At 72.1% G+C, this 16,420-nt stretch carries 13 protein-coding genes; 4 read left to right on the top strand and 9 right to left on the bottom strand.

The annotated features are described in order from the left end of the window. The first annotated feature begins 13 nt into the window (after positions 1 to 13). Together AB0368_RS04580 and AB0368_RS04575 are read left to right on the top strand one after the other, a co-directional pair. Positions 14 to 1,141 (top strand): hypothetical protein, encoded by a 1,128-nt coding sequence (locus tag AB0368_RS04580; RefSeq protein WP_366152403.1) that lies wholly within the window; start codon positions 14 to 16, stop codon positions 1,139 to 1,141. Between the two features lie 37 nt (positions 1,142 to 1,178). Further along, on the top strand, positions 1,179 to 4,331 hold the full coding sequence (locus tag AB0368_RS04575; protein WP_366152402.1) for a BTAD domain-containing putative transcriptional regulator: 3,153 nt from the start codon (positions 1,179 to 1,181) through the stop codon (positions 4,329 to 4,331). 15 nt (positions 4,332 to 4,346) lie between these two features. Here AB0368_RS04575 and AB0368_RS04570 read toward each other — a convergent pair whose 3' ends face one another. From AB0368_RS04570 to AB0368_RS04555, 4 genes are all read right to left on the bottom strand, one after another. After that, entirely contained in the window at positions 4,347 to 4,931 is a 585-nt protein-coding gene (locus AB0368_RS04570; protein WP_366152401.1) for a hypothetical protein, read from the bottom strand. Positions 4,932 to 5,225: 294 nt separating this feature from the next. Next, a complete protein-coding gene (locus tag AB0368_RS04565) occupies positions 5,226 to 6,056 on the bottom strand; it encodes an ABC transporter permease (RefSeq protein WP_366152400.1) in 831 nt (276 codons plus the stop codon). Further along, positions 6,053 to 6,988, bottom strand: coding sequence for an ATP-binding cassette domain-containing protein (locus AB0368_RS04560; RefSeq protein WP_366152399.1), 936 nt, complete (start codon positions 6,986 to 6,988; stop codon positions 6,053 to 6,055). The genes AB0368_RS04565 and AB0368_RS04560 overlap by 4 nt, the downstream gene beginning before the upstream one ends. A gap of 57 nt (positions 6,989 to 7,045) precedes the next feature. Next, positions 7,046 to 7,882 (bottom strand): SDR family NAD(P)-dependent oxidoreductase, encoded by an 837-nt coding sequence (locus tag AB0368_RS04555; protein WP_366152398.1) that lies wholly within the window; start codon positions 7,880 to 7,882, stop codon positions 7,046 to 7,048. Between the two features lie 123 nt (positions 7,883 to 8,005). Here AB0368_RS04555 and AB0368_RS04550 point away from each other — a divergent pair, with 123 nt between their 5' ends. Further along, positions 8,006 to 8,881, top strand: coding sequence for a hypothetical protein (locus tag AB0368_RS04550; protein ID WP_366152397.1), 876 nt, complete (start codon positions 8,006 to 8,008; stop codon positions 8,879 to 8,881). An 83-nt stretch (positions 8,882 to 8,964) separates the two neighbouring features. On the opposite strand, the gene AB0368_RS04545 is transcribed toward AB0368_RS04550, so the two are convergent. The 3 genes from AB0368_RS04545 to AB0368_RS04535 all read right to left on the bottom strand — a co-directional run bounded on the left by AB0368_RS04545 (position 8,965) and on the right by AB0368_RS04535 (position 13,053). Continuing rightward, positions 8,965 to 9,333 carry a hypothetical protein gene (locus tag AB0368_RS04545; protein ID WP_366152396.1) on the bottom strand — a complete coding sequence of 123 codons (369 nt, stop codon included), beginning with the start codon at positions 9,331 to 9,333 and terminating at the stop codon, positions 8,965 to 8,967. A 52-nt stretch (positions 9,334 to 9,385) separates the two neighbouring features. Next, on the bottom strand, positions 9,386 to 10,051 hold the full coding sequence (locus AB0368_RS04540; protein WP_366152395.1) for a DedA family protein: 666 nt from the start codon (positions 10,049 to 10,051) through the stop codon (positions 9,386 to 9,388). A gap of 143 nt (positions 10,052 to 10,194) precedes the next feature. After that, entirely contained in the window at positions 10,195 to 13,053 is a 2,859-nt protein-coding gene (locus AB0368_RS04535; protein WP_366152394.1) for a GH92 family glycosyl hydrolase, read from the bottom strand. 168 nt (positions 13,054 to 13,221) lie between these two features. On the opposite strand from AB0368_RS04535, the gene AB0368_RS04530 reads away from it, so the two are divergent. Beyond that, entirely contained in the window at positions 13,222 to 15,033 is a 1,812-nt protein-coding gene (locus AB0368_RS04530; RefSeq protein WP_366152393.1) for a sulfatase-like hydrolase/transferase, read from the top strand. Here AB0368_RS04530 and AB0368_RS04525 read toward each other — a convergent pair. Next, the gene (locus tag AB0368_RS04525; RefSeq protein WP_366152392.1) at positions 15,030 to 16,271 is read right to left on the bottom strand and encodes an alpha-amylase family protein; all 1,242 of its coding nucleotides are present in this window, start codon (positions 16,269 to 16,271) and stop codon (positions 15,030 to 15,032) included. The genes AB0368_RS04530 and AB0368_RS04525 overlap by 4 nt on opposite strands. A 56-nt stretch (positions 16,272 to 16,327) precedes the next feature. Continuing rightward, positions 16,328 to 16,420, bottom strand: a 93-nt coding sequence (locus tag AB0368_RS04520) for a sigma factor-like helix-turn-helix DNA-binding protein (RefSeq protein WP_366152363.1), incomplete at its 5' end; no start/stop codon positions are given.

Below are 16,420 nucleotides of genomic sequence, written 5' to 3'. Positions count from 1 at the left end.
TTTTCTCCACTTTGTGCGTAGAGCACTGCTGACGTCCGTCGCCGCCACCACCCTCGTCACCGCCGCCGGTGCTGCCCCGGCCCTAGCCCTCAGCGCGAGCCCCGAGAAGGCCCCGCTGTTCAACGGGTCCGTGTACGCGATCGCGTACCGCGGCAGCACGGTCTACGTCGGCGGCTCCTTCACCAGCGTCGCGTGGGGCGGCCGCAGCTACGCCCGGGCCCGGCTCGCCGCGTTCGACGCCGGCTCGGGGACCCTGCTGTCCTGGTCGCCCGGGGCCAACAGCACGGTGATGGCCCTCGCCGTCAGCGGCTCCTCGGTGTACGCGGGCGGCGCCTTCACCCGCGTCTCCGGTGTGGCCCGCGACAATCTCGCCCGCATCGACGCCGGCTCCGGATCCGTCGGCTCGTTCTCGCACCGGGTGAGTGGTGCCCCGTACGCCCTCGCCGTCGGCAACGGCCGGCTCTACGCGGGTGGCAGCTTCAGCGCGATCGACGGCAGCAGCCGGCACAACGCCGCCGCCTTCTCGCTGTCCAGCGGTGCCCTGGACGGCGGCTGGCGGCCCAGCGCGGACGACTCGGTGCACGCCCTCGGGGTGACCAGCTCCCGGGTCTACCTGGGCGGCGCGTTCCACCAGGTCAACGGCGTCAGCCGGACGCTGCGGATCGCCGCGGTGAGCCCGGCCGGCGGCGCGGTCGACCGGGGCTTCCTGCCCACGGCGCCGGCCCAGGTCAACGGGCTCACGACCGACTCCGCCGGCGTGTACGTGGCCACCGGCGGCCAGGGCGGCCGGGTCATCGCGTACAGCGGCGGCGGGGCGATGCGCTGGCAGCGGGTGTTCGACGGTGACGCGGTCGCGGTCGCCTCGCTGGGCGGGACGATCTACGTCGGCGGCCACTTCGACCGGGCCTGCACCACCGTCAACAACGGTGCGCACGGCACCTGCACCGACGGCTCGGTGCCGCGGGTCAAGCTCGCCGCGGTCACCGGCGGCGGGGCGCTGACCGGCTGGGCGCCGCAGGCCAACGGGGTCATCGGGGTCCGTACGCTGGTCGTGGACCGCAACCGTGGTGCGCTCGGTGCGGGCGGCGACTTCACCACCATCGGCGGCCAGAACCGCAAGCGGTACGCGTCCTTCGACTGACCGCCGGGGCTTCGCGCCCGGAGGCTATAACTGACCAGTGCGGATCACGACGCTCGGCCCGCTGGCCGTCGACGGACAACCGGTGCGGGGCGAGCGCCTCGCCGCGGTGATCCGCGAGCTCGTCGGCGCGCGCGGGCGGGCCGTCTCCCCGGCCGGGCTGATCGACGCCGTCTGGCAGGGCGACCCGCCGGACGACGCGGGTGGGGCCGTGCAGGCGCTGATCTCCCGCGTACGCCGGCTGGGGGTGCCGGTCGTGGCCGGGCCCGGCGGTTACCGGGTGCCGGCCGACCAGGTCGAGACCGACGTCGTCGCCGCCCGCGGCCTCGCGGACCGGGCGCGGGCCGCACTGAAGGCCGGTGACCCGAAGCTCGCCCGCGGCGAAGCCGACGCCGCCCGGGCCCTGTTCCCGGAGCTTCCCGAGCTGGTGGACGCCGACGCCGCCCGGCTGTTCGGCGACGTCGCCGCCGTACGGGCCGAGGCGGCGCTCGCCGGTGCCGGGTCGTACGACGAGGCCGACCTGCGCCTGCTGGTCGCCCGTACCCCGCCGGACGAGCCGGCCGCGGCCCTGTTGGTGCAGGTGCTCGCCGCGCAGGGCCGCGACGCCGAGGCGCTGGAGGTGGTGGAGCGGCTCCGCGCCGAGCTGGCCGACCGGTACGGCACCGACCCCTCCCCGGTCATCGCGGCCGTGCACCTGGCCCTGCTGCGCGGCGAGCTGACGCGCGGATCGCGGCCCCGCCGCGCGGCCCGGGTGACGATGCCCGGCTCCTGGCGGCGGCCCGGCACCGCGCTCGTCGGTCGCGAGGCGGACGTGGCGGCCGTGACCCGCGAGCTGACCGAGGCGGCGCTGGTCACCCTCGTGGCGACCGGTGGGGCGGGCAAGACCCGGCTCGCCGCCGAGGTGGCCCGCCGGGCGTCCGGCGCCGTCCGGGTGATCGAGCTCGCCGGCGTGCGTACGCCCGGCGAAGTGCTGCCCGTGGTCCTCGCGGCGCTGGGCGGGGCGGAGACGGCCGGCGGCACCCCGGGCATGAGCGTCGAACGGCGGGTGCTCACCCCGCAGGAGCGGCTCCGCGTGGTCGCGGGTGAGGTCGACGGCCTGGTCGTCCTCGACAACTGCGAACACGTCCTGGACGCGGCGGCCACCGTCGTCGCCGATCTGCTGGCGGCCGCCGCCGACGACCTCGCGGTCCTGGCCACCAGCCGGGCCCCGCTGGGGCTGGTCGGGGAGCTGGTGCACCGGCTCGCGACCCTGCCCGACGCGGAGGCACTGGACCTGCTCGAGACCCGGGCCCGGGCCGGCGGCGCCCCGCCCACCTGGGACGAGGACCGCGCGCTGGCCCTCTGCCACCGGCTCGACAACCTCCCGCTCGCCCTGGAGCTGGCCGCCGCACGCCTGCGGCACATGCCGATCGACGACGTCCTGGCCGGTCTCTCCGATCGCTTCGCGCTGCTCGACGACGCGCTGCGCGGGCTGCCCGAGCGGCACGCCAGCTTGTGGGCCATGGTGGACTGGAGCCGGGAGCTGCTCGCGCCGGCCGAACGCGACCTGCTCCAGCGACTGTCGGTGATCCCGGCCCCGTTCACCGCCGAGGCGGCCGCCGCGGTCGCCGGCACGCCGGACGTGCGCCGCGGCCTCGCCGTCCTGGTGGAACAGTCGCTGCTGACCCTCGAGGAGGGGGAGGGCGGCCCGCCGCGCTACCGGATGCTGGAGACCGTCCGCGAGTACGGCGAGGCCCGCCTCGGCGACCGCACGGCCGCGATGACCGGCCTGGTGTCGTGGGCCCGGTCCCGCGCCGTCGAGCTGGCCGCCGACCACATCGGACCGCGTCAGCTCGAAACGCTCGCTGCCACCGCCCGCGAGCAGGAGAACCTGGTCGCGGCGCTACGCTGGGCCGTGGACCACGAGGACGAGCCGGCCGCGGTCGACCTGGCCGGGACCGTGTTCCAGCTGTGGGCCGTCCGCGGGCTGCACCTGGAGGTGTCCGCGTGGAGCCTGCTGCTGTTGCGGGTGGACGACCCGGTGGCACGCAGCCGCTCGGCGATCGCCAACGGCCGCGGGAGCGGTCGGCCCCTGCCGGACGCGGACCGCCTCGCCCAGGTCCTCATCCTCACCGGCATCAACGGCGGCATCACCGGTCCGGTCCGGCTGACCGTGCTGGCCCGGCGCGCGCTGCGCCTGCTGATGGCGGAACGGTCCGCGGACGTTTCACCGCGGTACGCGGCGCCGGCCGAGGAGCTGCCCGCGTTCGACCGGATCCAGCCGGAGGAGAGCCTGCGCGGCGCGGAGAAGCTGATCGCCCACCCCGACCCGTACGTGCGGGCGCTCGGCTACTTCACGCGGGCGGTGATGCGGGAGAACGGCGGGATGCCCGAGGTCTCGGTGGCCGATGCGGAGAGTGCGTACGCGCTGTTCGAAGCCGCGGGAGACCACTGGGGAATGGCGATGTCGGCGCAGGCCGTCGGCCACTCGTACTCCTCGCAGCGCGACACCGCGGTCACCTGGTTGGCGCGCAGCGTACGCCACATGGAGCTGGTCGGTGCGGCGCAGGACGCCCGGTCGATCCGCGTGGTGCTCGACGCCCGGCTGGCGGTGGACGGCGACGTCGAGGCCGAGCGGCGCCTGCACGAAACGGCGATGTCCCCGCAGGCCGAGGTGGGTGACGCGGCTCAGGCGTACCTGGGGCTCGCGCATCTGGCCTGGCACCGGCGGGATGTGCCGGGCACCCTCGCCTACGCCGACGCGCTGGTGCGGATGACCGCCGAGGTGTCGGGGCCGATGCCGCACCCCCGGGTCATGTTCCGGGTGGCCGCCGCGGTGCTGTACCTGACCGTCGCCGCAGAACATCCGGTGGAGCACGCCGATGCGTCTGCCGCCACGCTGCTTGCGCAGTGCCGGGAGGAGACGCTGTCCGCACGGGACATTCCGCTCTCCGGTTCCTGGGGCATCGGCGGGGCCGCGCTCGCTGCGTATCGCGGGGACGAGGCGGGCGCCCGTGAGCTGTGGGCCCTGTCCACCCGGGTCGGCGCCACGGTGATCAACTTGGTCCCGCCGGGCTTCGGCGGCCGGTTGGCGGCGGCCCTCGGGGACGAGGACCGCCGCCGTGCCTTGCTCGACGGGCTCAGCGAGGAGCCCGTCGCCGTCACCGTCGCGCGGATCCATGAGGTGATGGACCGGTTGCTCGCGGACGGTTGACGGATCATCCGCCGGTCACAGCGAGAGCAGCGCCAGGACCTGGTTGAGCAGGTTCGCGATCAGCGGCAGCGGCAGGGGCAGGCCGCCGTCGAGCAGGCCGACGATCGCGCAGAGCAGGTTGCCGAGCAGGTTGCCCGGGCCGGACACCGCGGTGATGACGAGCACGACCCGGTTCAGGTGCACCTGAAGGCCGAGCAGGTCGAGGTCCAGCGGGCCGAGCGTCAGGTCGAGGATCGGGCAGACGGCCTGCGCACCCACGCCGCCCGCAGGCAGCTGGACGGGCATGGTGACGGTGGTGTCCGTCGCGCCGACCTGGGTGCCGGCCGAGTCGGTCAGGATGCTGTGCAGGGTGCCGGTCGCGAGCAGCCGGTCGCCCTGGGCCACGAAGCGGGTCGGGGTGAACGTGCCGGTCACCGCGCCGGCGCCGCCGAGGGCGTCGGTGAAGGTGCCGGTGACCTGGGAGGTCATCGTGCCCGCCGCGGACCGGGGTGCCGCGGGAGCCTGAGCCGGTGCTGCGGTGGCGGAGGCGCCTGTGGCCACCACGGCGGAGAGCGCGAGTGCGCCGGCGAGCAGGGCCCGGGTGAACGTGTTCGGTCGCATGTCCCATCCTTCCATCGACGATCGTCTGTCAGGCCGCCCTTTGCCCGCTCGCCCAGGGCCCAATCAGCAGTTCCATCGATAGAAACTCATTTAATGCGATGTTGACGTTGATAGGGCTCAAATGGCTTTTGGGCGCAATCACCCACGCAACCGTCGGCGGCGGTTGCGTTCATCGACGGAGGCCGCAGGAGGACCCCGGTGCCACGAGTGCCGTCAACTGGGCACCCGGGCATCAAACGGATACAGGCTCCACCTGCGGCCCAAAGCTGTCAAGAACCGGCCAAAGTGTGGGAGTCAGACCTTTTTCCGGTACGCCCGCAGCGCCAGCGGCATGAACACCACCACGAATCCCGCGCACCACGCGAGGGTCCACCACACGTGATTCTCGAGAGGCGTGCCGAGGAACAGCCCGCGGACCGCCCCGACGAGATGCGTCAGGGGATTGACCTTCACGAATCCCTGCATCCAGCCCGGGAGGGTGCCGGTGCCGACGAAGACGTTGGACGCGAAGCTCAACGGCATGATCAGGGCGAACATCAGGCCCTGGACGGCGCCGGGCGTACGGACCTTCATCGCCACGAAAACCGGCAGCCAGCTCAGGCAGAGCGCGAACAGGATCGCCAGCAGCCCGCCCGCGAGCGCGCTCAACGGATCGGTGGTGATGCGGAAGCCCAGGATGTAGCCGAAGCCGACCGTCACCACGGTGACGATCGCGTACCGCACGATGTCGCCCAGCACCGCGCCGAGCAGGGGCGCCGAGCGGGGCACCGGCAGCGACCGGAACCGGTCGAAGATGCCCTTCTCCAGGTCGGTATTGAGGTTGACGCCGATCGCGATGCAGCCGGTGGCGATCGTCTGCGCGAGGATGCCCGGCAGCAGGAACTGCAGGTAGTCGTGGGTCGAGCCGGCGACCGCGCCGCCGAAGACGTACACGAAGATGACCAGGAACAGGACCGGCTGCAGGGACACGTCGATGAGCGCCTCGGGCGTACGCCAGGTCTTGATCAGGCTGCGCTTGGTCAGCGCGAGCGAATGCCGCAACAGGCGCAGCGGGCGTGGATGCGGTGTCGCCGCCACCGGGCGCAACGAGGCAGGTTTACGGGGTTCCCGAACGAGAGTGGTCATGCCGGCACCTCTTCCTTGGCGGTGAGAGTGAAGAACACCTCGTCGAGGCTGGGGAGGTGCAGGGAGAGCTCGGTGACCGCGATCCCCGCCGCCGACAGCCGGGCGACGGCCTCGGTCAGCGCCGCGTCGTCGGTGACCGGTACGGCGAGCACCCCCTTGCGGATCTCGTCGGCCACCGCGCCCGACGAGACCTCGGAGAGGATGGCCGCGGTGCGCTCCCGATCGGCCGGGTGCGATGGGCGTACCTCGAGGGTCTGGCCGCCCACCACCCGCTTGAGGCCGTCCGGGGTGTCGTGGGCGATGACGCGGCCGTGATCGATCACGGTGATCGCGTCGGCCTCCTCCAGGTACTGCGTGGTGAGCAGGACGGTCGAGCCGCCGGCGACGAGCGTGCGGACCACGTCCCACATGTCCTCGCGCTTGGCCGGGTCCAGCCCGGTCGTCGGCTCGTCCAGGAAGATCACGTCGGGCGAGCCGACCAGGCTCGCGGCCAGGTCGAGGCGCCGTCGCATGCCGCCCGAGTAAGTCTTGGCCATCCGGTCCGCCGCGTCGGTCAGGTCGAACCACTCGAGCAGCTCCGCGGCCCGCCGCCGGGCACCCGCGCGGCCCAGGTCCAGCAGCTTGCCGAACAGCTCGAGGTTCTGCCGGCCGGTGAGGTCCTCGTCCACCGACGCGTACTGGCCGGTGAGGCCGATCGCCTGGCGGACCCGCTCGGCGTCTCGGACGACGTCGAACCCGCCGATCCGGGCGCTGCCCGCGTCGGGTACGAGCAGGGTGGAGAGGATGCGGACGGCGGTGGTCTTGCCCGCGCCGTTGGGTCCGAGCACGCCGAGGACCGTTCCGCGCGGCACGGCCAGGTCGACGCCCTGCAGCGCCCTGGTTTCGCCGAAGCGCTTCACGAGGCCCTCGGCCTCGATCACGAGATCTGTCATGCCGCCCAGCGTGCGCGGCCCCGCTGACACGGCGCCGACATGGCGCCGACACGGCCCCTACAGCCTGTCGCGCAGCCCGCGCGCGATGACGGACCAGTAGCGGCCGGGCACGACCCGGGCCAACAGGTCGGCCGCCTTCGCCGCCCTGGTGATCACCAGGCGCGGCTTGCGCGCCTGGATCGCGGCGATGATCTGCTTCGCCGCCTCCTCCGGCGGCAGCGTCAGCGCCCGCTCGGTGAACCGCCGGGCCTGCTCGGCCTGCTCGCGGTCGAGGTCCGGGCCGCTGATCCGGGCGTTCACGGCGATATTGGTACGGACACCGCCGGGGTGCACGACGGTCAGCCCGACCCGCCCGGCCAGCTCGTGCCGCAGCGCCTCGGAGAAGCCGCGGACGCCGAACTTGCTGGTGGCGTACGCGACCTGGGCCGGCGGCGCGATGAGCCCGAAGAGGCTGGAGATGGTCACGATGTGCGAGCCGCGGCGGTCGAGCAGCTGCGGCAGGAACGACTTGGTCATCCGCACCACGGCGTGCAGGTTGATCTCCATCAGCCAGTCGAAGTCCTTGATGCTTACCTGCTCGAAGGTGCCGCTCAGCGCCACCCCGGCGTTATTGATCAGCAGATCGGTGCCACCGTGCCGGGCGGCCACCTCGGCGGCCAGGTCCAGCCGGTCACCGCCGTCGGAGAGATCCACCACGTACGTGCTGACGTCCTTGGCCCCGAGCTCCCGGGCGAGCGCGGCGACCCGGGCCAGCCCGTCGGCGTCCTTGTCCACCAGCGCGAGCACGGCCCGCCGCCGGGCCAGGTCGAGCGTGAGCGCGGCACCGATGCCGCTCGCCGCCCCGGTGATCACACACGTACGCCCGGCGAATGCGAACCGCTCCATCGTGGTCATACGCACGATTATGGCCGCCCGCGCCGGGGTCACACCCGCCGCCTGGCAAACGCACAGGCCCCGCACAGGCCGCACGGCCAGGCTCGCCGGTAGCTGATCCGCCGACCGAGGAGACCCGCACCGATGTCCGTTCACGACCGCCCGACCGACGCCTTCCGTCCCACCGGCGCGGGTACGCCGCAGCCCGGGCCGGCAGACGACCCCACGGTGATCGACGCCCATCCGGTGATCGCCCGGCCACCGGCCACCGACCCCGCGACGGCGACCGGGCCCGCGACGCCCGTGGGCGTGGCGCCGGCGACGGGGGCGGGGGTCGCTGTGCCTGTCGCTCCTTCCTGGTCGGCGGTGCTGGCGTCCGGTGACGGTTCGGGGGCGCCGCCCGAGTGGGGGCCTCCCGCCGCCGGGCCGGAGGGCTCGGGGCCGGCCGGGGGAGGAGGAGCCAAGGGCAAGCTCGCGGTCGCCGGTGCGATCGTGGCCGCGGTCGTGGCGACCGCCGGGGTGACCGCCGCGGTGGTCGGCTCCGGGGGCGACAGCGACAGTGGCGGCAACGGTGCCGCGGCGGCCGCCGCACCGGGTGGGCAAGGTGTGCCCGGCGGGGTGCCGGACGGCGGCCGGGGGCAGTTCGCCGGAGGTGGCCGTGGGGGCGGCATGGCCGGCGCGCTGCACGGCACGTACGTGGTCTCCGACGGCAGCGGCGGTTACGTGACGCAGGAGACCCAGACGGGCACGGTGTCCAAGGTCAGCGCGACGTCCCTCACCGTGAAGAGCGCCGACGGCTACAGCAGGACGTACGTGGTCAACAGCGCGACGTCGGTCGACAACGGCGCCGATCAGATCGCGGAGGTGTCGGAGGGGCACACGGTTCGTGTGGTGGCGAGAACGTCGGGGGACACCGCGACCGCTACGACGGTCACGGACTCGGAACTGGCGTCGGGATCAAGCACGCAGGGCGGCGCCCAGGGTGGGGTCACGCAGGGCGGGACCGCGACGGGAACCTGAGCCAGGCAGCGGCCGTCGCCGGCCGTGAGGTGAGGGCGCCGGTGTTGCGGTTGGCCGCGCCGGCGCCCGTACCGGAAAAGAAGTCAGGAATTCGCAGTCTGGTTCCGGTCGCGTTCCTTCTCGCGGCGGACCATGTCGGCGAGTAGTTCCTTGTCGTACTTCGCCTCGGCCGCCCGGGCCCGCTCCTTCGCCTTCTCGGCGCGGGCGACGGCCTTCTTGCGTTGCTTTGTCAGTTCGGCGCGGCGCTTGCCGGCCGCCTTCAGCGAGCGCTTGAGGCGCGCCGCCTCGTCGGTGGCCCGGCGCAGCGAGAGCTGCTGCTCCTCGGTGAGGCCGGCGATCGTCTTGAGCTGGTTGTCGAGGTCGGTGACGGCCGCCCGCGCCTTTTCGGCGGCGGCTCCGGTGGCGCCCGCCTTGTCCCGGCGGCGGTCAAGTGGCTTGGCCGTTGTAGTCACGACTATCACTCCCATCCGGTCATGCCTTAGCCCTACCCGGAAGGGGGAACGGTCAAGCCTGTGACTCCTCCTGCACTGTGTCCGCGCTGCGCGCCCGGCGCTTGCGGATGTGGCGCAGGTGCAGGTAGGCGTACGCGCCGACGGCGAGGACGATCGCCGCGATCGCCCACCATTTGTAATGGTGGGCCTGGTCGATGATCTCGACGAGGTGGGTGCCGAGCAGGTAGGCGATCGTGGTCCACCAGCCCACCCACAGCGCCGCGCCGATGGCGTTGTAGATCAGGAAGGTGCGCCAGGGCATCGCTGTGAGGCCGGCGATCACGCCGTTGAGCTGCCGCAGCCCGTCGATGAAGCGGGCCACGAGGACGATTCTGTTGCCGCGGCGGGCGAAGAATTTCTCGGCGCGTTCGAGCCGCGGGGGGGTGATGAAGATGTACTTGCCGAAGCGGTGCACGGCCCTGCGGCCGCCGCGGACGCCGATCCAGTAGCCGATGTTGTCGCCGAGGACCGCCGCCACGAACGAGATCGCGGCGACCGCGAAGATGTCCAGCCGGCCCCAGCTCGAGTAGATCGCCGCGGCCACCATGATCGTCTGACCGGGCGCGGGCACCCCGAAGCTCTCCACCCCGATGACGCCGGCCACCGCCAGGTAGCCCCATCGGTCCAGGATCGGGGCGACTCCGTGCAGGAAGCTCGGCAGATCGTCGGGCGGCGGCATGGGCTCGAGAGGCTCCCGTCGTCGGTGTCGGGCCGGCGGCTACGACGTCACACCGTATCCGCCAGTCGGACCCGCAAACACGGGTGTGCCCCGACGATCCCTCGCCGGGGCACCACTTGTCCCGCTTCCGCGGGGAATGCAACCTAATTCTGCGGGGGTACGTCACCCGGACCGCTGCCCCAGGTGAGGCTGGGCGTCGTGGCGAGGGTGTAGGTCAGCTTGCCGCCCGCAGCGACGGCCGACGCCGGTAGCCATCCCTTGGTCGTGGACCTGCCGTCCACCGTCAGCTTCTGGACGTAGATCGCCTTGGCGTCGGTCCGCGGCGCCTCGATCACCAGGTCCTTGCCGCTGCCCAGGTGCACCACCGCGCGGGGGAAGAGCGGGCTGGTGAGGACCAGCTCGGCGCGGGTCGGCACGGTGGGGTAGAGGCCCAGGGCGGAGAAGACGTACCAGGCGCTCATCGTGCCGGCGTCGTCGTTGCCCGGGATGCCGCCGGTGCCGTTGCTCCACTTGCCGTCGATGATCGCCCGGACCGTCTCCTGCGTCTTGTACGCGGCCCCGAGGTAGTTGTAGAGGTACGGCGTCTGGATGTCGGGCTCGTTGGTGGCGTCGAACCTCGTGCTCTTGGTGGCGCTCAGGTCGAACGTGCCGTCCGGGTTGCCGAAGAACGCGTCCAGCCGCTCGACGGCGGTCTTGTTCCCGCCCATCTTCTGCGCCAGCGTCACCACGTCGGAGTAGACCATCCAGGTGTACTGCGCGCTGCTGCCCTCGACGAAGCCGGTGCCGGTCGACGGGCTGAAGCCCGCGGCCCAGGTGCCGTCGCTGTAGCGGTCGCGCATCCAGCCGACCGCCGCGCCGTCCGCCGGCACCGGGGTCGGTACGGCCGGGTCGGCCAGTTCCAGCTCGGCGAGCTGCACGATGGGCGCGCCCCCGTTGGCGGTGACGTTCAGCCGGTAGTACGCATACGGCTTCGGGTCCGCGACCTCGTACTCCTTCGTCTGGCCGCGCTTGTCGAAGCTCTGATCCGCCCGGGTGTCGACAGTCGTCCAGGTGGTGCCGTCGGCCGAGCCCTGCAGCTCCCAGTTCTTCGGGTCGCGCTCGGGTACGTCGTTTGCGGAGGTCAGGGCGTACCGGTTCACGCTCAGCGGGGAACTGAGTTTCGCCTGTACCCAGCCGGTGGTGGCGAAGGTGAGCCACTTGGTGCCCTTGTCGCCGTCGAACGCCTGGGCCTTGCCCTCCCACGGGGCGTTCTCGCCGCTCGCCTGGATCTCGGTGATCCGCTCGCGGACGTTGTGCTCGAGCCCGGGGTCGGCCTTGGCGTTCTCGTCGAAGACGTTGCGCCAGTTGTGCGACCGCCGCAGGAACTCGGCGTGGTCGTCGTCGGCGCCGAGCCCCTTGGCGAGCTGGGCGATGCCGTAGTCGGCCGCGGCGTCCTCGAGCGTCTCGGCCGCGCCGCCCCAGCAGTGGCAGTCGTCCGCGGGGACGTAGCCGAGCGCCAGGTACTTGTCGAGGGCCGGGCGCTGGCCCACGCACTCGACGTTGCAGCCGGTGTCGCTGGAGTCGTTGGCGGTGGGGACGGTCGCCGCGTGGACCAGGGAGTCGTACGCGCCCCGCACGTCGAAGTCGCGGGCGCCGAACGCGTACATGCCGGCCACCGCCGCCGCCGACGGGTCGCCGGACATGACGGCTGTCTTGCCGTGCTGGAGCAGCCAGCGGTCCCACTCGCCGTCGCGCTGGGTGGCGTAGTTGTAGAGGCTCTGCGCGTAGTCGCTCGCCATCTTCGGGTCGAGCAGGGCGAGCAGCTGCACCTGGGCGCGGTACACATCCCAGCCCGAGAATGTCCCGTATTGCGCCTTCTGTCCTGTGGACAACGTGTGGATTTCGCCGTCGGCGCCGTAGTAGCCGCCGTCCACGTCGCTGGTTAGGGTCGGTTCCAGCATGGAGTGGTAGAGCGCCGTGTAGAACGTCGTCTTCTGGTCCTCGGTGCCGCCGCCGATGCCGATCTTCTTCAGCCGGGCGGACCACGCGGCGCGGGCGCCGGCCTGGATCGCGCCGAAGCTGAGCCGGTCCGGGGACTCGGCCGCCAGGTTCTTCTCCGCGCCAGCGAGGCTCACGTACGAGATCGCCACGCGCATCGTCACGCTCGTGGTGCCGGGGGCGAAGGTGACGTATCCGCCGGAACCCTTGTTGGCGTTCGGGCGTCCCGTGCTGCTGTATCCACTGCCGCCCCGCGCCTCGGTGCCGCCCGGGGTGAGGGTCGTGTCCGTCCACGTGCCGGTGGCCGCGAACGGCTGGTCCAGCTTCGCGGTGAAGTGCAGCGTGTAGTACGCGTGCGAGTTGTCGGTGCTCTGCGGCCCGCAGAAGTTGCCGGCGCTCACCGAGCCGGTGACCGTACGGGTGGCCGGGTCGACGTGGACCGTCGCGTCCTCGCTGCCGGTCTCCGACAACGACGTACGGAACAGCAGGCTGGCCGCTTTGTCGGCGGGGAACGTGAACTTGCCGAAACCGGTACGCGGCGTGGCCGTCAGCTCGGCAGCCGCGCCGCTGTCCAGCCCGACCTTGTAGTAGCCCGGCTTCGCGACCTCGTTGGCGTGCGAGAACGTGCTGGCGTACACGGCGTCGGTGGCGTCCGCGGTCGGCGAGGTCGGCACGTCCCCGACGTGCGGCATGATCGGGATGTCACCGTTCGCCCCGGAACATCCCACCCCGCTGAGGTGGGTCAGGCTGAGTCCGCGGATCCGGGTGGCCGTGTACTGGTAGCCGCCCGGCGCCGGGGTCGAGAGCTGGTTGCCGCGCGACGTCTGCGGGCTCCACGCCAGCATGCCGAACGGGGTGACCGCGCCCGGGTAGGTGTTGCCCAGGTTCGTGCTGCCGATGAGCGGGTTGACGTACGCCGCCGGCTCCGCGACGAGGGGCGGCAGGGCCGCGGCCTGCGCGGCGACGGAAATCGGCACGGTCAGGACCGCCCCGGCGAGGGCGGCGACGGTACGGCGTCCGAGCATGCGAGTCCCCTTGATGACATCGATGTCAGGCCATGTCGAAGCTCAGCTTGTATCGACCCGATCCGATGTGTCAACCCGATCTTCGCCGGCGGGGTGATGAACGGCATTGAACTGCTTGCGCCCGAGATCCGTTCCTCACTCGGGAACGTCCCGGAGGAGGGCCACGTCTTGTCTGTTTCCATCCGCGAAGCGCTCGCCGCCCGCTTGCGCCGCTCCGCCCCCGCCCCCGCGGCGGCACCGGAGCCGGCGACCGAGCCTTCGCAGACCGGAACCGTGGAGGTTTCCTTCGAGCAGGCGGGTGCGGAGGAAGCGTCCGCGCCTCCCGGTCGCGTGCGCCGGATCGCCAGCCGGGCGCTCACCGTGGGCGCGATCGTGCTGGTCTTCGCCGCGCTGATCCTGCCGAACGTGCTCAGCCGGTTCGAGCGGCCGGGCACCTACTTGCGCCTGCCGATCGAAGGATTCGTCGCGGTCGGGCTGCTGCTCCTGCTGCCCGGGCGGTGGCGGCGGGTCCTGGCCGGGGTGCTCGGGGCGGGACTCGGGTTGCTGACCGTCGAGAAGTGCCTCGACATGGGCTTCTACGCGGTCCTGGTGCGGCCCTTCGACCCGGTGCTCGACTGGGTGCTCCTCGACGACGCCCGCGAATTCCTCAAGGGCTCCGTCGGCGACGCCGGCGCGACCGGCGCGCTGATCGGCGTGATCGTCCTGGTCCTCGCCGTGGTGACCCTGATGACGCTGGCCGCGATGCGGATCGCGAAGGTGGCCGGGCAGCACCGCCGGGTCACCGCCCGGACCGCGCTCGCCGGCACGGCCGTCTGGGTCGTCTGCATGGTGCTCGGCGTCCAGCTGTTCAACAACATCCCGGTGGCGGCCCGCAGCAGCGCCCTGTACGCCTGGGACCGTGCCCACTCGGTGAAGGCCGGGTTCAACGACGAGAAGAAGTTCGCCCGCGAGGTACGGGTCGACGCCTTCGCGGCCACCCCCGCGGACCAGCTGCTCACCGGGCTGCGCGGCAAGGACGTCATGGTCACCTTCGTGGAGAGCTACGGCCGCTCCGCCGTCGAGAACCCGGTGTTGAACCCCGGCACGGTCAAGGTGCTCGACGAGGGGACGGCGACACTCGCCAAGGCGGGCTTCGCGGCCAAGAGCGGCTGGCTCGGCTCGCCGACCTTCGGCGGCGGCAGCTGGCTGGCCCACTCGACGCTGCTGTCCGGGGTGTGGATCAACAACCAGAAGCGCTACCGCAACCTCACGTCCAGCGATCGGCTCACGCTGACCAGCCTCTTCAAGAAGGCCGGCTTCGACACCATGAGCGTCATGCCGGGCACCACCCGGGCCTGGCCGGAGGGTGACTTCTACGGCTACGACCGGGTGTACGACTCCCGCAACACCGGCTACGCCGGCCCCAGGTTCGGCTGGGGGCCGTTGCCGGACCAGTACACGCTCTCCTGGTTCGAGAAGAACGTGCACGCCCCGGCGCACAGGCCCCTGTTCGTCGAGATGCCGCTGGTGTCGAGCCACACGCCCTGGGCGCCGATCCCGACCTTCATCGACTGGAAGGACGTCGGCGACGGTGCGGTCTACGAGCAGATCAAGGCGGACGCCAAGAAGCCCGGCTCGATCTGGAAGGACCCGGCCAAGGTCCAGCGCGAGTACAGCCGGTCGATCCAGTACACGCTGACGTCGATCATCTCGTACCTGGAGAAGTACGGCGACGAGAACACCGTCATGGTCTTCCTCGGTGACCACCAGCCGGCGCCGATCGTGGTCGGCGAAAGCGCCACCCACGACGTACCCATCACCATCGTCGCCAAGGACAAGGCGGTGCTGGATCGGGTCGCCGACTGGAACTGGACCGACGGGCTCAAGCCGGGGCCCGCCGCCCCGGTGTGGCCGATGAACCAGTTCCGCGACCGGTTCCTGACCTCGTTCGGCCCCGCGAACGGCGACGTCGCCCGGGCGCTTCCCTCGCCGCGCCGCTAGGTCAGGACCGACCAGCTCTGCGGCGCGAGCTCCACGGTGCCGCCGGACGGGGCCGGCACCACGGCGGGCTCCTTCGCGGCGTTGAGGGCCATGACGAGGCTGTTGTCGCCGTCGTACGCCTGGTAGACGAACTGCTCGTTGGTCAGGTGCAGGGTGCGCGTACGGGCCCGGTGCAGCCAGGCGTTGCGCCGCCGCAGGGCGATCAGCTCCTGGTGGACGCGGAGCAACGGCCGCCCGTACGGGACGAGCCCGGCGGGCGTGGCCGGGAACGGCGGGCGCACCGCGTCATCGCCGGCGGCGCGGTCCTCCTTCACGCCGCGGAAGCCCTGCTCGTCGCCGGAGTAGATGCTCGGCGTACCGCCGACGGTCAGGAGCACCGCCACGGCGAGCGGCACGAGTCGTTCGTCGCTGAGCCTGCTGGCCAGCCGGGTCACGTCGTGGTTGCCGACGAACGTCTGCGGCACGAAGGTGCCGAGGAAGTCGTTGTGCCGTTCCAGGGCCCAGCTGAGCTCGAAGAAGTTGGCCGACTCGAGCGAGCTCCAGATCGCCTTCCACAGCTCGTACTGGGTCACCGAGTCCAGCGTGGACTGCTCCACCACGGCCGGGTAGTCGCCGTGGATCACCTCGCCGAAGACGTACGCCTCCGGGAACTCGGCCCGGACCCGGGGGAGCACCTTCGCCCAGAACGACGGCGGTACGGCATACGCGGCGTCCAGCCGCCACCCGTCGGCGCCGCGCCGCAACCAGTGCGTCATGACCTCGACGACGTAGTCGGCGACGGCCGGCTCCAGATGGTTGAGCGTGACCAGGGCGTCGTGCCCCTCGAAGGTCACGAACCCGTCCGCGCCGCGCCGGCGGAACCAGCGGGCGGTGGCGGCGGCCTCGCCGTGGGCCAGCACGTCCTGGAACGCGGGGTGCCCGCGCCCCACGTGGTTGAAGACCCCGTCCAGGACGACCCGCAGGCCCCGCTCGTGTGCGGCTGCGATCAGCGCGTCGAAGTCGCTGTCGTCACCGAGCCGCGGGTCGATACGGAGATGGTCGACGGTGTCGTAGCCGTGCGTCTCGGCGGCGAAGATCGGCCCGAGCAGCAGCCCTGAGGCGCCCAGCTCGATGGCGTAGTCGAGCCAGGCATCGAGCCGCCGGAGGCCGCCGTTGTCGTGCTCGGGGTACGCACCGGCGAAGCCGAGGGGATACACCTGCCACCACACGGCATGGCGCACCCACTCGTTCTCGATCACGCCGCAACTGTACGGCCGGTACGCGCTCAGCGCTTGGCGCTCTCGTAGCTGAGTGGTCAGATGCTGTCGGCGGCGAGCTGGCCGCGGAGCTTGGTCAGGGCCTTGGTGAGCAGGCGGCTGACGTGCATCTGGGAGATGCCGACCTGCTC

This window comes from Actinoplanes sp. NPDC051475, assembly GCF_040689425.1.
Taxonomy (GTDB): Bacteria; Actinomycetota; Actinomycetes; order Mycobacteriales; family Micromonosporaceae; genus Actinoplanes.
This window is presented reverse-complemented; position numbering and strand designations above follow the sequence as displayed.

Coding starts and splice junctions, on each gene's coding strand:
- AB0368_RS04570 (WP_366152401.1), bottom strand. CDS start 4,931: ATGCGACCGAACACGTTCACCCGGGCCCTGCTCGCCGGCGCACTCGCG.
- AB0368_RS04535 (WP_366152394.1), bottom strand. CDS start 13,053: ATGCTCGGACGCCGTACCGTCGCCGCCCTCGCCGGGGCGGTCCTGACC.
- AB0368_RS04550 (WP_366152397.1), top strand. CDS start 8,006: ATGTCCGTTCACGACCGCCCGACCGACGCCTTCCGTCCCACCGGCGCG.
- AB0368_RS04555 (WP_366152398.1), bottom strand. CDS start 7,882: ATGACCACGATGGAGCGGTTCGCATTCGCCGGGCGTACGTGTGTGATC.
- AB0368_RS04565 (WP_366152400.1), bottom strand. CDS start 6,056: ATGACCACTCTCGTTCGGGAACCCCGTAAACCTGCCTCGTTGCGCCCG.
- AB0368_RS04540 (WP_366152395.1), bottom strand. CDS start 10,051: ATGCCGCCGCCCGACGATCTGCCGAGCTTCCTGCACGGAGTCGCCCCG.
- AB0368_RS04560 (WP_366152399.1), bottom strand. CDS start 6,988: ATGACAGATCTCGTGATCGAGGCCGAGGGCCTCGTGAAGCGCTTCGGC.